The following is a 17,846-nucleotide window of genomic DNA, read 5'->3' as shown; positions in this document are numbered from 1 at the left end:
TAAAACCCCTTAAAAATACAGGACCGCATACCAGAGCACTGGCAACACCCCGAGTACGACGAACATCGCGGCGATAAGCACGTTGTCGGTCTTGTTCAGCCCTGCAACAAGCGTTCCTTCGCGTTCCGCTCGCTCTATTTTCGCGATGCGTTCGAACAGTTCGCCTTCGTGCTCTTCGTCGAAGTTCGTATGACCCCCGATTTCGGATCTGATTTCCTCTACATCGCTCATGACAGCTCCTCCTAGGACGTTTCAAAAAGGATGCACGGGCCCCAGCCCCTGCGCCCGGAGCCCGCGCTCTCCAATTTTTCGATTGCTGACCAGGTCGTTACGCCGAAGGCTCCTGCTGCGTGATGCAATGAATGTTGCCTCCGCCGTAGACGACTTGGCGGGAGTCCACGCCGACGCACTCGAATACGCCCGCGCCCCACGTCTCGTCGTAGATGCTCTGGAGCGTCTCTACGGCGCGCGCGTCGTTGGCGTCGCCGTACTGCGGCACGATGCAGCCGTGGTTGGTCACCAGGTAGTTCATGTACGAGGCGATCTGAGGCTCGTCCTGCGCGGTTCGCGGGTTGACGAGGTCGATGGAGGCAGCCTCCGCTTCGGACATATAGCAGGGCTTCTCGGGCATGGGCAGCTTGTAGACCTTGAGCTTGCGTCCTTTTGCGTCGGTGGCGTTGGAAAGCGTCTCGTAGATCTCGTGGCATTGCCGGTAGAAGGGGTAGTCGGGATCGTCCGTCCAGATGCAGGCCATCACACCGGGCGCGATGAACGTCGCGCAGTCGTCGATATGCCCATTGGTCACGTCCGGGTCGATGCCCTCCTTGACCCAGATCACCTTGTCGATCCCGAGATACTTCTCGAGCTCGGCGGTCATGTAGTCGCGCAGCTCGTCGCTGAACGGCGCGTACGTGCGCGCGTACTGCGGCCAGTCGCCCGCATCGGGCTCGTCGGCGACCAGGGCGCAGGCGGTCCTGCCGGCGGACAGCAAGCAGGATTCGGTGACGACGAGCGTGCCCTCGCCGTCAACGGTGATCGAGCCGCCTTCGAGGATCACATGGTCGGGCCGATAGGTGCGCACGCCAACGTAGTCGGCCATCTTCCGGGCGATCTCAGCGTCCTTGTCCCAGGGGAAGTACAGGCCGTCCACCAGGCCGCCGTAGGCGTTGAAGTGCCAGTCGGTCGCGGCCTTGCCGCCCTTGCCGTCGACGAGGAAGGTGGCGCCGGTGTCGCGGAACCAGGCGTCGTTGATGCTCATCTCCAGCACCTTCACGCGCTCGTTGTCCTTGAACACCGCCGTGCAGTTGGCGTAGTCGGCCTCGTTGCAGCACATCACGACGGGCGTGAACCGGGAGATCGCATGCGCAATGCCTGCGTAGGTGCGCTGGGCGGGGACGGCGCCGAAGGCGAACGTGTCGGGACGGTTGGGCCAGCCCATCCAGACGCGATCCTGCGGGGCGAACTCGGCGGGCATGAAAAAGCCGTCGGCTTTGGGATGAGACATGGATTCGGTGATCTGATTCATTCGATCTACCTCCTAATCGCATTGCATGATTGCGGAAAACGAGCCGCAGCTCGCTTGCGGGGCTGCGGCTCGTTGGCGGGTTCTAGAAGTCGTAGTTGTGAATACGGGGGGTGAGCAGGTCTTCGACCTTGCCCTGATAGTGGTTCTCGAGAGCCTCGCTCGTGTTGCGACGCAGAGGCCACAGGATGTAGACCAGGATGCCGCGCTGCGCGTAGAGTCGGTTCTCGCCCAGCGGAAGCAGAGCGGACTGGGGCCCGTCCCAAACCGCGTCGGTCATCTCCCAGTTGCGGTTTCCGGGCAGGTAATGCATGACCCACGCGCTCTTCGGAGCATGGGACAGGAGCTCTTCGTTGATCTGGTACTTCGGATAGAAGACGTCGAAGGCTTCTTCCTCGCTCACGCCTTCCTTGTGGTAGTTCACGACGCCGGTGTAGAAGAAGTCCGTTTCCGGGGCGTACTCGATCGGGTCCTCGATGCAGATGATTTCTCCGTTGCCGTCCTCGGCGGCCTGCTTGCGGCACTGCTCGAGAAGATCCTCGCTCGGCCAGAATTTCTTGGGACCCGCGCAGATGACGCGGATGCCCAGACGGGGGAAGAGCGAGAGATGGTCCATGAAGACGCAGTCGAAACCGTCGGCACCGTCGCCGAGCCACATGAAGGTGCAGTCGGAGAGCTTCTTTCCTTGAGGCTTGCGCTCGATCATCGTGATGAGGTCGGCGATGACCTGCGTCGGATGGTGCTGCTCCTGGCTACCAAAGCCGTCGGCGCGGAAATCGTTGCAGCTCATGCCGGAAATGACGGGGACGGTGGAGTTTGCCACGACCTCGTCGATGACGCGCTGGCTCTTGCTGCGGATCATGATGGCGTCTGCCATGCTCGAGATGATGGCCGCGGTCTCGGCGATGTCCTCCTGACCGGAGCCTGAGTGCAGAGAGCTGCCACCGAGGAACATGGCATGCCCGCCGAACTGGGTCATCGCGGTCTCGAAGCTCACGCGAGTGCGGGTAGACTGCTGGTCGAACATCATCGCAAGGGAGACGTCCTTGAGAAGGGGGAGGCGCACGCCTTTCTCTTCCATTTCCTTGAGCAGCAGACAGGTGTCGAGCAACTCGTTGATCTGCTCGACGCTCCAGTCGCTCAAACGATTCATGTCCATGTAGTGTTCGTGCTTCACTTCCATCACTCCTTAGACTTCGCGGAACACCGCCTCTCGGGCTCCATTGGGTAAGAAGTGTATGGACGAGCGGGAGTAACCCTCAATGACCCCTCGGAGCCATTTCGAAGGTGAGGGCATCGGTACGATGGGGTGTTACCGCGCGTTCGGCGTGCGCGACGGCGGGCGAACCGCGTGAGATCCGCGTCGGATCGGCGTGGAAAAGCGCTATACTGTACGAACAAGTGTTTTGGTTGTCGTGAAACGAGGAGGCGACGGTGGCGAAGGAGCGCACGTACGTGTGCATCGACTTGAAGAGCTTCTACGCGAGCGTCGAGTGCGTCGACCGCGGGCTCGACCCGCTCGCCGCGAACCTCGTCGTGGCCGATCCCGAGCGTACGGAGAAGACCATCTGCCTGGCCATCACGCCGTCGATGAAGGCGCTCGGCCTCTCGAGCCGCTGCCGCGTGTTCGAGATCCCCGCGGGCGTGGACTACGTCATGGCGAAGCCGCGCATGCAGCGCTACATGGAGGTGTCGGCCGACATCTACTCGATCTACCTGCGCTACGTGTCGCCCGAGGACGTCCACGCGTACTCCATCGACGAGTGCTTCATCGACGCGACGCCGTACCTCGCGCTGTACCGGATGAGCGCCCGGCAGTTCGCCGTCATGCTCATGGACGCGGTGCTGGCCGAGACGGGCGTGTGCGCCACGGCGGGCGTGGGGTCGAACCTGTTCCTCGCCAAGGTGGCGCTCGACATCACGGCGAAGCACGCCGAGGACCGCATCGGCTACCTCGACCAGGCCGAATTCGAGCGCTCGATCCAAACCCACCGGCCCATCACCGACATTTGGAACATCGGCCCCGGCATCGCTAAGCGGCTGGCGAAGTACGCCGTGTACGACCTGCGCGGGGTGTGCGAGATGAGCGAGAGCACGCTCTACCGCGAGTTCGGCGTGAACGCGGAGTACCTGATCGACCACGCCCACGGCGTGGAGCCCTGCACCATCGCCGACATCCACGCCTACGAGCCCGGCGGGCATTCTCTGGGAAACGGCCAGGTGCTGCCGTGCGACTATTCCTACGACGAGGCGAAGGACGTGCTCAAGGAGATGGTGGACCAGCTCGTGCTCGACCTCGTGGACAAGCGCCTCGTGGCGGCGTCCATCTCCCTGTACGTGGGCTACGCGAAGGATCCGGGGGAGCGCGCGGGCGAAGCGGACGGCGCGTTCTTCGACGGCGGGCACGGCAGGCGGCCCGCGAGCGGCCGGCGCGGGGGCGCGCATACCGGCGGCACGCGCAAGCAGGCGGATCGCACGAACCTCTACTCGAAGCTCATGCCGCGGTTCCTCGAGCTGTTCGAGGAGACGACGCGCGCCGACGCGCCCATCCGCCGCATCAACGTGGGCTTCGGCGGCGTGCTTCCCGAGGAGTTCGCCACCATGGACCTGTTCGCGGACGTGGAGGCGGAAGCCGAGGAGCGCCGGCTGCAGCGGGCCGTGCTGGCCGTGAAGGACCGCTTCGGCAAGAACGCGCTTCTGCGCGGGACCAGCTTGAAGGAGAAGGCCACGGCGCGCGAGCGCAACGAGCAGATCGGAGGCCATCATGCCTGAGCGCCGCCCCCGCGCCGACCGCGCGCAGCAGTTCATGCCCTTCGCCGCGCTCAAGGGCTACTACGACCTCATTCGCGAGCGCGAGCGCGTGGTGGAGCCGAAGCGCGAGCTGACCGAAGAGGAGGCGCTCGAGCTGTCGCAGCGCCTCGCGCAGGTGGAACGCCGGACGATGGCGAGCGTCGTCTACCACGACGGCGAGGCGTACGTGACCGCGCGCGGCCTCGTCAGCGACATCGACCTCGCCGGCCGCACCATCACCGTCGTCCGCACCCGCATCCCCTTCGACGATATCGCGGAGATCGACGGGGATGCGCTCTAGGCCGAACCGCCGCCGACGCGCAAGAGGTCCGAGCGTCTGAGCGGAGGCGCCCGCAGGGCGCCGTAGTCTCTCAGACGCTCGGCTCCACGAAGCGAGCGAGGGCGTCGTTCCAGTAGCGCAGATACGTGCGGGCGTCGTTGCCGTCGAGGTCGAGCTGGTAGAGCCTGAACACCACCGTGCGGTTCTTCGGCTGCCATTGCTCTTCGTAGGTGTAGCGGTAGCTCATGCCGAGGCGCTTCATCACTTCGCCGCTGCGCGGGTTTCGCACGTCATGCGTGGCGGTGACGAAGGGCACGCCGTCGGCTCGCAGCCGCTCGAGGACGACGGCGCACGCTTCGGTGGCGATGCCCTGGTGCCAGAATGAGGAGCGCAGGCCGTAGCCGAGGTCGTGGCTTTCGCCCAAGCTGGCATGCACGTAACCGATGGGCGCGCCGCCGTCTTTCAGGCAGACGGCATAGGCATAGCCGCGGGGCTGCCGATAGACGCTCGCGTAGCGTTCCTCGAACACCGCGCGCGCCTCCTCCAGCGACTTCACGGGGAACCAGGGGAGGAAGGTGTTCGTCGTCTCGTCGGCGTAGATGGCGAAGAGGTCGTCGAGATCCTCCTCGTCAAAGCGCCTCAGGCGAAGCCGCTCCGTTTCCAGGTCGGGCGTGTTGAGCGGGTTCGAGGATGCGGTTTCGGGCCTCATGCCAGGTACCTCCCGGTGATGCTTTCGGGGTTCTCGGCTATCTCGGCGGGGGTGCCGACGGCGACGATGCGGCCGCCGGACTCGCCGCCGCCGGGGCCGAGGTCCACCACGTAGTCGGCGTTCGCGATGACGTCGAGGTCGTGCTCGATGACCACCACGGTGGCGCCGTGGGCGACGAGGTTCTCGAACACGCGCAGCAGGGTGCGCACGTCGAGCGGATGCAAGCCGATGGTGGGCTCGTCGAACACGAACACGGCGTTGTCCTGCGTGCGCCCCATCTCGCTGGCCAGCTTGAGGCGCTGCGCCTCGCCGCCCGACAGCGCCGGCGTGGCCTCGCCGAGGGTGAGATAGCCCAGCCCCAGGTCGTGCAGCGTGTCCAGGCGGGCGCGCACCTTCTTCAGGTCGGAGGCGGGCGTGCGCGCCTCGTCCACCGTCATGGACATGAGCTGGGGCAGCGTGCAGCCGGGGTCGTCGCAACCGGCGCCCGGCCGATGGACGAGATCGGCCTCGGGCGCGTAACGCGAGCCGCCGCACGCGGGGCAGACGATGTCCACGTCGGGCAGGAACTGCACGTCCAGGCTGATGGAGCCCGTGCCGTCGCAGACGGGGCAGCGCAGCTTGCCGGTGTTGTAGGAGAAATCGCCCGCCTTCAACCCGGCCGCCTTCGCCTCGAGCGTGCGCGCGAAGGCGCGGCGCAGCTCGTCGTGCACGCCGGCGTAGGTGGCCACGGTGGAGCGCACGTTCGAGCCGATGGGCGTGGCGTCGATGAGGTTCGCCCGCTCGATGCCCGCGGCCTCGACGCGCTTCACGTGGGAGGGGAGCGCGCTGCCGCTCGCGTTCGCCGCCAGCGCCGGGATGAGGCTCTCCAGCACGAGCGTCGTCTTGCCCGAGCCGGACACGCCGGTGACGGCGGTCAGGCGGCCGCGCGGGATGGCCGTCTCGAGCGGCTTCACGGTGTGCAGCGCGTCGGTGGCCAGCTCGATGCGGCCGCGGGCGAACACCTCGTCTGCGGGGATGCGCTCGCGCACGCGCACGGTTTCCGCGCCCGACAGGAAGCCGCCGATGAGCGAGGCAGGGTTCGCCTCCACCTCGGCCAGCGACCCCTGCGCGACGACGCGCCCGCCGTCGGCGCCCGCGCCCGGGCCCATCTCCACCAGCCAGTCCGCCGCGCGCAGGATGTGCGCGTCGTGGTCCACCATGACCACGGAGTTGCCGTCGGCGATGAGGTCGCGCATGACCTCGATGAGCCCGTCGATGTTGGACGGGTGCAGGCCGATGGACGGCTCGTCCAGCACGTACAGCACGCCGGTGGTGCGGTTGCGCACGGCGCGGGCCAGCTGCACGCGCTGGCGCTCGCCGGTGGACAGCGTCGAGCCCGCGCGGTCGAGCGCGAGGTAGCCCAGCCCCAGGTCGACGAGGCGGCGCGCCGTGTGCTGGAACGACTCGACGATGCTCGCCGCCATGCGCCGCATCTCGGGCGGGAGGCCGCCGGGCACGGCGTCTGCCCATGCGACCAGCTCCTCGAGGGTCATCTCCGACGCTTGCGCCAGGTTGATGCCCGCCACCTGCGGTTTGCGCGCCTGCTCGGACAGGCGCGTGCCGTGGCAGACGGGGCAGGTGCCCTGCTTGAGGAAGCGGGCCACGCGGCGCAAGCCCTTCTCGTCCTTCACCTTCGCCAGCGCGTTCTCCACGGTGTAGACGGCGTTGAAGTAGGTGAAGTCCAGCTCGGCGAAGGCGTCGGTCTTCTTCGCCTTGTACAGGATGTGCTTCTTCTCGGCGGGGCCGTGGAACACGATGTCGCGCTCCTCGGGCGTGAGCTGGTTGAACGGGACGTCGGTGCGCACGCCCATCTCAGCCGCAACCTGCTTCATGAGGTCCCACATGAGCGTGCTCCACGGCACGACGGCGCCCTCGTCGATGGTGAGGCTCTCGTCGGGCACGAGCGACGCCTCGTCCACGGTGCGCACGATGCCCGTGCCGTCGCACTCGGGGCAGGCCCCGTCGCTGTTGAAGGCCAGCTCCTCGGCGCCGGGGCCGTAGAACTCCACGCCGCAGACGGGGCACGTGATGGGCCGCTCGGCGGCCACGTTGAGCGTAGGCGGCACGCGGTGGCCGTTGGGGCACACGTGGCTGCCCGTGCGCGAGAACAGCAGGCGGAGGCTGTTCAGCAGCTCGGTGGAGGTGCCGAAGGTGCTGCGCACGCCGGGGACGCTCGGGCGCTGGTGCAGCGCGAGGGCGGCGGGCACGTAGAGCACCTCGTCCACCGAGGCGTGTTCCGCCTGCGTGAGGCGCCGGCGCGTGTAGGTGGACAGCGCCTCGAGGTAGCGGCGCGACCCCTCGGCGTACAGCACGCCGAGGGCGAGCGACGACTTGCCCGACCCCGACACGCCCGCGATGCCCACGAGGCGGCCGAGCGGGATGTCCACGTCGACGTTCTTCAGATTGTGCACGCGCGCGCCGCGCACCTGGATGCGATCGGGCGCGGGCGCATGGGTGTGCGCGATGGGTTCCATGTCGGTCGGTTCGCCTGCTTTCCTCGACGGTTTCCTTGACATGGTACTGCACCGTGCGCCGCCGCCGTTCTCAGATGCCGGCTTTTACGCGTTTCGTTCACGTCCGGACACGTTGCCGGGCGCGTTTATCCGAGATAGCTCTGCGCGCGCAGAACCGCGTTGTCCCGCAGGTTGTGGTAATAGAAGGGGTAGTCGCTCGCGTGGAACACGCCCTTGGGGAATAGGGCGGCCATCTCCTCGGGGAAGCTGAACTCGTCGACGTCGACCGTGGTGCACATGACGGTGCCTCGCTCGAGGTTGACCGTCGCGTCGGCGAGGCCCTCCACGTCCTCGTAGCCTCCCGCTTCGTCGTAGAAGCGCGACCCGAGGTTCAGGCTGGCGGCAGCGGGCTCGTCGGTGCGCGTCCACGACAAGGGGTTGATGGCCACCGATCCGGGCAGGGCGACCGGGCTCGCGCCCCCGATTTCCGGCGCCTCCGTGTTGTAGGAGACGATAACCCCTGTGTCGTCCGGTCCCTCGGCGAACTTCAAGTGGGGGTTGTCGTCGAGGTCTTGCTGGGTGACCGAGTAGCCGACGACGTAGGCAGCCACCATGCGCCCGTAGACGTCAGGGTGCTCCTGCATGTACTCGATGAGCAGGCATTTGATCATCTCGGAGCCCTGCGAATGCCCGGCCAGTATGAAGGGGCGCCCATCGTTGAAGTGCTCGAGGTAGTAGTCGAAGGCTGCAACCACGTCGGTGTAGGGCACGCCGTACACGTAGGACTTCTGCTCGTCTTGCGGCAGGGGGAGCAGGTACGTCGCGTCGAGCTGGCGGTAGTAGGGTGCGAACACGTTGCCGGCGTCCTCGTAGGCCGAAGCCTGGGAGACGAGGTTGCGAGGCGCCCCCTCGCGCATGCTTCGGTTGTCGATCGCGGCCACGTACGGCTCGCCTTCTTGGCGGGTCCACGCAGTGGGGTAGAGGTAGAAGATGTCCACCGGCTTGTCGGGTTGCGCGGCGACGTGCAGCCAGTTGCCTTCGTTGGCGTAGTCGGAGGGCTCGATGGAGTCGCCCTGCTGCGGCGGCGCGGAGAGGTCGGCGTCGCTTGGCGGTGTCGCGCATCCTGCGGCGACGATCAGCGTGAGGGCGAGCAATGCGATGACGGGCGCGATCTTCTTCATAACGGTCCTCCTCGGGCTCTTATGAAGCTGCTGATGCTTGATTACAGTATACCTTGAAACGCCGGATGAACGCGCGAGGTTGAACGGTGGCGCAGGGAAACGACCGCTTGCCCTCGCGAAGATGCCGGAAAAATGAACTTTTCGATTCCCGGCTAGTTCAAGTTCAATATCGTGGTGTAATGAGTTCAATTTAGTTGGTGCAGAAATTGAACCTCGGAGGGCTTATGAGCCAACAGGAAACGTTTGCGGAACGCCTCGCCCGGTCGATGGAGGCCAAGGGCTTCAAGCAGGCCGATCTTATCAGGTTGGCCGCCGAACAGGGAATGAGGCTGGGGAAAAGCCAGGTCAGCCAATATGCGAACGGCAAAACGCTTCCTCGTGCCCCGGTGGTGCGCGTCTTGGCGGGTATCTTGGAAGTCGAACCTGCCTGGCTGTTGACGGGCGCAGAAATTGAACCCGGTGCGTGCGACGATGTGCCTGTCGCCGAAACCCCCTGCGCCGAAGCCGGAACCGAACCCGAAACCACCGAACCGAGGAGCGAGCCCATGCGCGAGATCAAGAAGTCGACGAAGCTGGACAACGTGCTGTACGACGTGCGCGGGCCCGTGGTGGAGGAGGCCGAGCGCATGGAGGAGGCCGGCGCGCGCATCCTGAAGCTCAACATCGGCAACCCGGCGCCGTTCGATTTCCGCGCGCCCGAGGAGATGGTGTTCGACATGAGCCGCCAGCTGGCCGAGTGCGAGGGCTACTCGTCGGCGAAGGGCCTGTTCTCGGCGCGCAAGGCCATCATGCAGTACGCGCAGCTCAAGCACATCGAGGGCGTCGACATCGACGACGTGTACACCGGCAACGGCGTGAGCGAGCTCATCAACCTCAGCATGCTCGCGCTGCTCGACAACGGCGACGAGGTGCTCGTGCCCTCGCCCGACTACCCGCTGTGGACGGCCTGCGTGACGCTGGCCGGCGGCACGCCCGTGCACTACGTGTGCGACGAGCAGGCGGAATGGTACCCCGACATGGACGACATCCGAGCCAAGGTGACGAGCCGCACGAAAGCCCTCGTCATCATCAACCCGAACAACCCCACCGGCTCGCTCTACCCGCGCGAGGTGCTCCAAGAGCTCGTCGACATCGCGCGCGAGCACAACCTCATCATCTTCTCCGACGAGATCTACGACCGCATCGTCATGGACGGCCTCGAGCACGTCTCCATCGCCTCGATGGCGCCCGACGTGTTCTGCGTCACGTTCAGCGGCCTGTCGAAGTCGCACATGGTGGCGGGCTACCGCATCGGCTGGATGGTGCTGTCGGGCGACAAGGCGCGGGCGCGCGACTACATCCTCGGCGTCAACATGCTGTGCAACATGCGCATGTGCTCGAACGTGCCGGCGCAGTCCATCGTGCAGACGGCGCTCGGCGGTCACCAGAGCGTGCAGAGCTATATCGTGCCGGGCGGTCGCGTGTACGAGCAGCGCGAGTACGTGTACAACGCGCTCAACGACATCCCCGGCGTCACCGCGGTCAAGCCCAAGGCGGGCTTCTACATCTTCCCGAAGCTCGACGTGAAGAAGTTCAACATCGTGGACGACGAGAAGTTCGCGCTCGACCTGCTGCACGAGAAGCGCCTGCTCGTGGTGCACGGCGGCGGCTTCAACTGGAAGAAGCCCGACCACTTCCGCGTGGTGTACCTGCCGCGCATCGAGGTGCTCGGCGACGCCATGCGCGACCTCGGCGACTTCCTGAGCCGCTACCGCCAGGCGTAGCGCGCGAGAGGCGCCGCCGTGGCCGCGACGGCGGTCATGGCGTCAGTTTGCGGCATCGGTTCGTGGCGGAAAACGGGAGTTTTTCGTCGTGAAGCGGGGTGTGTCGCGGACGCCCCCGAATGCGGAATACGGCGACCTGGGGAAACGTCGGCGCGCGCAAGCGCCCTTGTCCGCGAGGCCTCGTTTTCGGCTCGAAAGCGACGAATATCTCCCAAAACCTGCCACGAGTCGGACGATCGGGCCGCGCGCCGGGAGCGGCGCGCGGCCTCAGCGCAGCAGCTCCGCTCGCAGGGCGAACTGCTTGCGCGCGTAGTCTTGGCAGCTCGGCCTGATCCTGGCCCCCAGATGACCGGCGAGGATGCGCGCGAACCGCTCGTACTCCTGGCGGTTCGCCACCTGCCGCCACGTGGCCGTCATCACGGTCAGCCCGAGGGATTCGAGCGCGTTGCGCCGGGCGGCGTCGGCGGCGATGCGCGTCGGGCCCGTGTGGCAGAGCGTGCTGTCGTACTCGACGGCGACGTTTTGCTCGGGCCACAGCAGGTCGCAGCGGAAATGGGATCGGTCGGCGGCCCACCGGTTGCGCTTGCCGAGGGGGATGACGGCGTTCATCCGCGGATGGGCGATGTTGCTGCCGCCGCGCGCGTAGGGCAGCGTCAAGAGCATGGACAAGGTCGATTCCCGGGGCGATGCCGACAGGGCCAGCACGTGGGGGAGCGCGACGCGTGCGGGCCCCGCGCCTCGGACGGCCCCCGCTTGGTCGAGGTAGGCGGCTATGCTGTCCGGGGTGGCGAGCGGGCTCCGGTTTCTCACGCCGAACGGGCGGCTGTCGTCGGGAGCGTAGGTTCCGCAGAGCTCGTAGCCGAGGTGCACGGCGCGCGCGAAGCTCAGCGAAGCGGCCAGGTGCGCGAACGCGAGCTCGGGGCAGGCGACGAACAGGGGCTCTTCGGCGCCCTCGAGGGCGATGGCTCGAAACGAGCCGCTCGGGAGGGAGCGCGCTTGATGCACGACCACGTGCGGCGTGCTTTTGCGGCGCCCGTCGAGCGCGAGGACGTGCAAGGGCGCGGAGAACGTTCCGCAGCTCAGAAGCGCGCGCTCGGAGGAGGAAGCGGGCGCCGGCGCGCATGCCGGCGCGTCCCGAAGGGCGCAGTCCGCGCGGGGAGGGCCCGCGTCGCTTGCGGCGGAGCGCCAGAATTCGAGTGCGGATATGTGGGACAGCACGATGCTCATGCCGCGAGCGTACCACGAAATAAGGCCAGTTGAGCCCACGATTTTCGCGCGTGGGATCCGCGTAAGAACCGCGCGAGAACCGCATGCGAACCGTGCAAGAACCGTGCGAGAACCGCGTGTGTTCCGCGCAAGGTTCCGACGCTGGCGGCCGCGTCCTCCTCGGGAATCGGCGGGGCGCGGCTACCCCTCGTCCCGCTTGCCGCGCTGCTTGTCGGCGTACATGGCGCGGTCGGCGCGGCGGATGAGGTCGTTGAGGGTGAACGGCGCCTCGCTCCAGGCGCTGCCCACGGCGGCGGTGGCGGTCACCTGGCGCTCGTCGGCCAGCTCGCGCATGCGCGCCGTCCAGCGCTCCACCAGCCCTGCCAGCTCGCCTTCCGCGCCGTCGCAGGCCACCACGAGGAACTCGTCGCCGCCGTAGCGGTAGCCGTGCACGCGCTCGTCGGCGATCGAGGCGATGCCGTCGGCCACGAGACGCAGCAGCACGTCGCCCTGGTCGTGGCCCTCGCTGTCGTTCACCGTCTTGAGGTGGTTCACGTCGAAGAACAGCACGCCGCACGACGCGAGGTCGCGGTACGCGTCGGTTTTCATGTGCGCCAGCTTCGTGCGGTTGAACAGCCCGGTCAGCTCGTCGTGCTCGGCCATCGCGCGCTCCTCCACGGCCAGCTGGTCGGTCAGGTCGGTGTAGTAGCCGCTCAGCAGCAGGTTGCCATCGCGGTCGTCGGTCACCCGGTAGAACACCTGCATGGGCACGTAGCTGCCGTCGCCGCGGAACAGGCGCAGGCGCAGCGTGATGGTCTCGCGGGAGGCGATGAGCTTCTCCAGCTCGCGCTTCGCCATATCGTTGTCGTCGGGATGGACCCCGGTGAAGCCGTCCGTGCCGTAGTACGCGAAACACTCGTCGTGGCTCATGCCGCTCATGCGGCAGAACTCCTCGTTCATGAACAGCGGCACGGTCCTGCCGTCGGGGCTCACCCTCTGCTGCACGAAGCCGCCGGGCATGTCGTTCATGAGGTCGCGCATGACGCGGTTGTCGCGCAGGATCTGCTCCTCGCTGTCGCGGCGCTGCAGGATGGCGGCCACGGAGTCACCGAGACCGCCGAGGTGGTCGATGTGCGCGACGTTGCGCCGCGGGTTGTCCACGCCCAAGAACCCGCTCAGCTTCCCGCCGCTGTGCAGCGGGACGAGGACGAGGCTGCGCACGCCGCGATCCCGGATGCCGAAGTCGGGCACGTCGCCCGTGTCGTCGAGGTACAGGCTCGCGCCGCCCTCCAGCAGGCCCAGCGTGCGCGCTTGCCGCTCGAAGGGGACGCCTTGCAGGCGCTCCTGCTCCGACGTCGCCCCCGGCGCGCAGAACTCGTAGGTGTTGCTCGACAGCCGACGCCTTTCGTCCAGCTCGAAGACGTAGGCGCGGTCCCCGTCGAAGTACGCCGCCGTCTCGCCGAGCGCCGAGCGGATGGCCTCGTCGGGATCGTCGCCCATCAGCAGGTAGCGGGACACGTCGCTCAGCAGACGCAGCTGCTCGTTCGTCTCCTGCGCCAGCTGCTCGGCCCGGCGCTGGTCGGCCAAGGCGACGCTGAGCGAGCGCGTCTCCTCGCTGATGGGCGTGTAGGTGGTGTACATGACGGTTTTGCGCGCTTCCTTCGCCACGATGCGCCCCACGAGGTGGAACGCCAGGTAGCTGCCGTCGCCCTTGAGCGTGCGGATGTCGCATTCCGTGTCGCGCCCGTGTTCGACGGCCTCGCCGATGGCGCGCATCATGCGGTCGCGGTCGTCGGGGTGGATCGCCTGGATGGCGTCGTGGGTGCGCAGCTCGTCGCCGCTGCGCTGCACGAACTCGGCGTAGCGCTTGTTGATGTGGGACGCGTGGATGGCGCCGTCGGCGTCGATCTCGAAGATGATGGCGCCGCACGGCAGGTTGTCCAGCAGCTCCTTGCGACGCTCCTCCAGCTCGGTCTCGGGGGTCATGTCCACGTAGTAGGCGTTCATGCACTGGGAGCCGTCGGGCTCGTCGGTGACGCGGTAGAACGCCTGGAACGGCAGGTACCCCCGCTCCTTGTGCCGGAAGCGGGCGCGCGCCGAGAACATCGCGGACTCCTCCATGGCCTTCGCGGCCGCCCGCGTGAGCTCGGCGACGTCGTCGGGGTGCACGCCGGCGTACGCGTCCTCGGTGTACAGCTCCATGGCCTCGTCGTGGGTCATGCCCATGATCTGGCAGAACCCGTCGTTGATGAACGCGGGCACGGCGCTGCCGTCGGGCCGCATCCTCATCCGCACGAAGCCGCCCGGCGTGTCGTTCATGAGGCGCTGCATCAGCTCGTTGTCCTGCTCCATGCGCGCGACGTGGTCGCGGCGGATGAGCATCGCCGCGATGCAGTCGCCGAGGGCCGCCAGCTGGCCGATGTGGCGCGCGCTCTGCCGCGGGTCGTCGACGCCCGCGTAGCCGATGAGCGCGCCGTCGCTCCACAGGGGCACGAGCAGCACGCTGCCGATGCCCTGGAGCTTGAGGATGTCGCGCTCCTCCTTGGCCTCGGCCGACGGCGCGCTCACGTCCTCGATGAACACGGCGCGCCCCTGGCGGAACTCGTCCATGATGTAGCTTTGCCGCCAGAAGGGGATGCCCTGCAGGTTCGCCTGCTCCGAGACCACGTCGCGGGCGCACACCTCGTAGGTGTTGGACGACTCGCGCTTGTCGCGGTCGAACTCGAAGATGTACGACCGCTTCCCGTCGAAGTGCTCGCGGATCTTCTCGAGCGCCTGCTGGATGGCCTCGTCCGGGTTCTTGCTGACCAGCAGGAACCGCGATATGTCGTTGAGGAACACGAGCTGCTCGTTGATGTCCTCGGCCCGTCGCTCGGCCTTGAGCTGGTCGGCGTGGGCGACGCCCACGGAAAGCTCGTCGTCGCTGATGGGCGTGCACGTGGCGTAGATGAGGCTGGAGCCGTCGTCCTGCGGCTCGGTCTTGCCCACGACGTGCATGGCGAGATAGCCGCCGTCACCGTGCAGCACGCGGTAGTCGCACATCATCCGCTCGTCGTCGGCGCCGTCGCGGATGGCTTCCATGATGCGCGCGCGGTCGTCCGGGTGCACGGCCTCGAGGGCGTTCTGCGCGTAGATCTGGCTCTCGCTGCGCGCGACCAGGTTCTGGAACTGCTTGTTCACGTGGAGGACGCTGATGCCGCCGTCGCCGATCCGGTAGATGGCCGCGCCGCACGGCAGGTTGTCCAGCAGCTCCTTGCGGCGCTCCTCCAGCTCGGTCGCGGCCGTGGCGTCGGTGTAGTAGCTGTTGATGTGCTTGACGCCCTCGCTGCCGGTGCTTACGCGGAACGAGGCCTGGATGGGTATGTAGCCGCGCGTCTTGTGGCGAAGGCGTATGCGGGTGGACAGCACGTCGTCCTCGTCCGTCATGCGCCCGACCGTCCCGCCGAGCTCGGACAGGTCGTCGGGGTGCACGAGCGCGAACGCGGAGGAGGCGAAGGCCTCGGCCACCTCGTCGCGCGTCATGCCCAGCAGCTGGCAGAACCGATCGTTCGTGAAGGTGGGCACGAGCGAGCCGTCCGCCTCGACGGCCGCCCGGCCGAAGCCGCCCGGCGTGTCGTTCATCAGGCGCTCCATGGACTCGTTCAGGTCCTCGAGCTGCTTCAGCGCCCGCTTCTGCTCGGAGATGTTCTCGACGAGGAAGTACACTTCGTTCCTGAAGCGGCCCTGGGCGATGGTGCGGCCGCGGTAGCGCAGGTGCTCCCGGTGCGAGGGATTCGTCTTGACCAACGAGAACGCCAGCTCGCCGGACACTTCCCGGCCGCGCCGCGCCGCTTCGTCCACCTCGTCGCGCAAGCGCGCCGCATCCTCGCCGGACAGGCAGGTGAGCGGGTCGATCTTGAGGAGCTCCCCGAGGGTGAGCGGGGTGTTCAGCGTCTCGCGGAACTTCTCGTTGGCGCGGATGATCTCGCAGCCGTCCTCGGTGAACTCCGCGACGCACGCGCCGCCGACGTAGCTGTTGAAGATGAGCGACTCGAGCGATGCGGGGCTCCAGAACGTGCTGCTGTCCAGCACGTCGATCGTCTCGAACGTGTTGGCGTCGCTGGCCTTCTGGCAGGCGTCGAACTTCTCCTCGAACGCCGCGGGGGGCAGGGGACGGTCGTAGAGGTAGCCTTGCACGATCGAGCAGCCGATGGAGCTGAGGAAGTCGGCCTGCTCCCTCGTCTCCACCCCTTCGGCGATGATCTGCACGCCGATCCACTTCGCCATGCGGACGACCGACTCGATGATGTTGCCGCTGCGCCCGGTGCGGTCCTCGCCGGATAGGAACATCATGTCGAGCTTCAGCACGTCGGCGGGCACGTCCTTGAGCACGTTGAAGGAGGAGTAGCCGCTGCCGAAATCGTCGATCTCGATGGTGAACCCGCGCTCCTGCAGCCGCTTCACCATCGAGATGATGAGCGCGGTGTCGAACGAGAACGCCGACTCCGTGATCTCGAGGCGCAGCAGCTCGGTGGGTACGGCGTAGGCTTCTACGAGGCCGGTGATGCGCTCGTAGAAATCGTCCTGCAGCACGTCGATGCGCGAGACGTTCACCGAGATGGGCAGCGGCTCCTTCCCTTCGTCGAGCCAGCGGCGCAGCAGCTTGCACACCTGCTCCCAGACGTACTTGTCCAGCTCGTAGATGAACCCGTTGCGCTCGAACACGGGCACGAACGCGTTCGGCGGGATCATGGCGTCCTGCTCGGGGCTGCGCCAGCGCACGAGGGCCTCGGCGCCCGTCATGGCGCCGGTCTCGTGGTTGTACTGGGGCTGCAGCCACACCTCGAACTGCCCTTCGGCCAGCGCGTAGTCCATGTGGCCGATGATGCGCTGCTCCTCGATGGACCGGCGGCGCATCTCGTCGTCGAAGTAGGCGACCGACACGTTGTAACGGCCCTTCACCGTGCGCTTCGCGAGCAGCGCGTTGTTCGTCATCTCGCTGATCGAGATGCCCTTGTCGTCGATGAGGTAGCGCCCGATGCTCAGCTGGAGCTTGAGGTGGATGTTCCGTCCCTTGAACACGCCTTCCAGCGACGAGACGAGGTCGGGCAGCAGCGCGGGCGTGTCGGCGGGCAGCAGCAGCTCGAAGTTGTCGGCCGCCACGCGGCAGGCGATGCCGTCGTAGGCGTCGACGAAGTCGGTGACGATGCGGCCGATCTGCTGCAGCACGAAGTCGCCGGTCGCGCGCCCGTACTGGGAGTTCACGGCCTTGAAGTTGTCCACGTCGCAGCATGCCAGCAGGTAGGTGCCCGCCGGCTGCGCCGCGATGCGCGCCGCGGCCTCGGACTCGAACGTATCCTCGCGGTACAGGCCGGTGAGCGGGTCGAAGCGGTGCCGGCGGTTCTCGAGCGCGTTCTTCATGCGGGCGCGTGCGAGCTTCGGCTTCACGGGCATGAGGACGACGTCGTCCGCGCCCGTCTGGAGGGCGTGCACCTGCAGCTCGTCGTCCTCTTCGGCCGCCACCGCGAACAGCGGCAGGCGATGCCCGCCGTTCAGCTGGGCGAGGCAGTCGTCGCATCCGGGCAGGGAGGGGTCGTAGACGATCGCGGCCACCGCGTTGCCGCTCAGGGCGGCGCGCGCCTCGGCGGCGGTGCGCGCGGAGACGATGGGGCGCTCCGGTTCGAAGACGCCTCGCAGCGCCGCGTCCTCGGCCTCGTCGAGGCCGAGGAAGAGCAACGAGCCCTCGGGTTCTTCCCCTGCTGCGTGTGCGCCGGCCATGTACACCTTCTTCTCGCGTGCGTCGAATCGTCGGCGCGTCAATCCTCGATACGTCGTTCGCGCACCAGTATACCAAGGAAACGGGCGCGGTAGCGCGCGTTTGGCGCGAAGGAATCATCGCGTCGAGGCCTGGTCGAGGCGGCCCG

Annotated in this window: 11 protein-coding genes; 3 read left to right on the top strand and 8 right to left on the bottom strand. The window is 67.0% G+C overall.

Features of this window, described 5'->3' with window-relative positions; translation table 11 throughout:
• Positions 1–9 precede the first annotated feature (9 nt).
• The 3 genes from H8S61_RS02375 to H8S61_RS02365 form a co-directional block, all read right to left on the bottom strand.
• The gene (locus H8S61_RS02375) at positions 10–231 is read right to left on the bottom strand and encodes a hypothetical protein (RefSeq protein WP_186937832.1); all 222 of its coding nucleotides are present in this window, start codon (positions 229–231) and stop codon (positions 10–12) included.
• A gap of 97 nt (positions 232–328) precedes the next feature.
• Entirely contained in the window at positions 329–1,525 is a 1,197-nt protein-coding gene (locus H8S61_RS02370; protein WP_186937831.1) for an agmatine deiminase family protein, read from the bottom strand.
• Positions 1,526–1,607: 82 nt separating this feature from the next.
• Complete coding sequence (locus tag H8S61_RS02365; RefSeq protein WP_186937830.1) at positions 1,608–2,699, bottom strand: ornithine carbamoyltransferase; 1,092 nt, start codon at positions 2,697–2,699, stop codon at positions 1,608–1,610.
• Positions 2,700–2,956: 257 nt separating this feature from the next.
• Here H8S61_RS02365 and H8S61_RS02360 point away from each other — a divergent pair, with 257 nt between their 5' ends.
• Both H8S61_RS02360 and H8S61_RS02355 read left to right on the top strand, forming a co-directional pair.
• Positions 2,957–4,294 (top strand): Y-family DNA polymerase, encoded by a 1,338-nt coding sequence (locus tag H8S61_RS02360; protein ID WP_186937829.1) that lies wholly within the window; start codon positions 2,957–2,959, stop codon positions 4,292–4,294.
• Positions 4,287–4,613: a hypothetical protein gene (locus H8S61_RS02355; protein ID WP_186937828.1), complete on the top strand. Its 327-nt coding sequence runs from the start codon at positions 4,287–4,289 to the stop codon at positions 4,611–4,613. Before H8S61_RS02360 ends, H8S61_RS02355 begins: the two co-directional genes overlap by 8 nt.
• Before the next feature lie 70 nt (positions 4,614–4,683).
• Here H8S61_RS02355 and H8S61_RS02350 read toward each other — a convergent pair whose 3' ends face one another.
• The 3 genes from H8S61_RS02350 to H8S61_RS02340 form a co-directional block, all read right to left on the bottom strand.
• Complete coding sequence (locus H8S61_RS02350) at positions 4,684–5,301, bottom strand: GNAT family N-acetyltransferase (protein WP_186937827.1); 618 nt, start codon at positions 5,299–5,301, stop codon at positions 4,684–4,686.
• Positions 5,298–7,814, bottom strand: a complete 2,517-nt coding sequence (locus H8S61_RS02345) for an excinuclease ABC subunit UvrA (protein WP_186937826.1) — start codon at positions 7,812–7,814, stop codon at positions 5,298–5,300. The genes H8S61_RS02350 and H8S61_RS02345 overlap by 4 nt, the downstream gene beginning before the upstream one ends.
• A gap of 125 nt (positions 7,815–7,939) precedes the next feature.
• Positions 7,940–8,974, bottom strand: coding sequence for a DUF3089 domain-containing protein (locus tag H8S61_RS02340; protein ID WP_186937825.1), 1,035 nt, complete (start codon positions 8,972–8,974; stop codon positions 7,940–7,942).
• A 224-nt stretch (positions 8,975–9,198) separates the two neighbouring features.
• Between H8S61_RS02340 and H8S61_RS02335 the strand changes: the two genes are divergently transcribed.
• On the top strand, positions 9,199–10,737 hold the full coding sequence (locus H8S61_RS02335) for an aminotransferase class I/II-fold pyridoxal phosphate-dependent enzyme (protein WP_436231597.1): 1,539 nt from the start codon (positions 9,199–9,201) through the stop codon (positions 10,735–10,737).
• Positions 10,738–11,004: 267 nt separating this feature from the next.
• Here H8S61_RS02335 and H8S61_RS02330 read toward each other — a convergent pair whose 3' ends face one another.
• Entirely contained in the window at positions 11,005–11,748 is a 744-nt protein-coding gene (locus H8S61_RS02330) for a hypothetical protein (protein ID WP_255466400.1), read from the bottom strand.
• 396 nt (positions 11,749–12,144) lie between these two features.
• Positions 12,145–17,700 (bottom strand): EAL domain-containing protein, encoded by a 5,556-nt coding sequence (locus H8S61_RS17260; RefSeq protein WP_222617535.1) that lies wholly within the window; start codon positions 17,698–17,700, stop codon positions 12,145–12,147.
• Positions 17,701–17,846: the final 146 nt, after the last annotated feature.

The organism is Eggerthella hominis (assembly GCF_014287365.1).
GTDB classification, from domain to species: Bacteria; Actinomycetota; Coriobacteriia; order Coriobacteriales; family Eggerthellaceae; genus Eggerthella; species Eggerthella guodeyinii.
Note: the sequence above shows the minus strand (reverse complement) of the source record. Positions and strands in the feature narration are given on the sequence as shown.

Bases quoted from the DNA above. Each gene is read 5' to 3' on its own strand.
- H8S61_RS02375 (WP_186937832.1), bottom strand. From the start codon at position 231: ATGAGCGATGTAGAGGAAATCAGATCCGAAATCGGGGGTCATACGAAC.
- H8S61_RS02370 (WP_186937831.1), bottom strand. From the start codon at position 1,525: ATGAATCAGATCACCGAATCCATGTCTCATCCCAAAGCCGACGGCTTT.
- H8S61_RS02355 (WP_186937828.1), top strand. From the start codon at position 4,287: ATGCCTGAGCGCCGCCCCCGCGCCGACCGCGCGCAGCAGTTCATGCCC.
- H8S61_RS02350 (WP_186937827.1), bottom strand. From the start codon at position 5,301: ATGAGGCCCGAAACCGCATCCTCGAACCCGCTCAACACGCCCGACCTG.
- H8S61_RS02345 (WP_186937826.1), bottom strand. From the start codon at position 7,814: ATGGAACCCATCGCGCACACCCATGCGCCCGCGCCCGATCGCATCCAG.
- H8S61_RS02340 (WP_186937825.1), bottom strand. From the start codon at position 8,974: ATGAAGAAGATCGCGCCCGTCATCGCATTGCTCGCCCTCACGCTGATC.
- H8S61_RS02335 (WP_436231597.1), top strand. From the start codon at position 9,199: ATGAGCCAACAGGAAACGTTTGCGGAACGCCTCGCCCGGTCGATGGAG.
- H8S61_RS17260 (WP_222617535.1), bottom strand. From the start codon at position 17,700: ATGGCCGGCGCACACGCAGCAGGGGAAGAACCCGAGGGCTCGTTGCTC.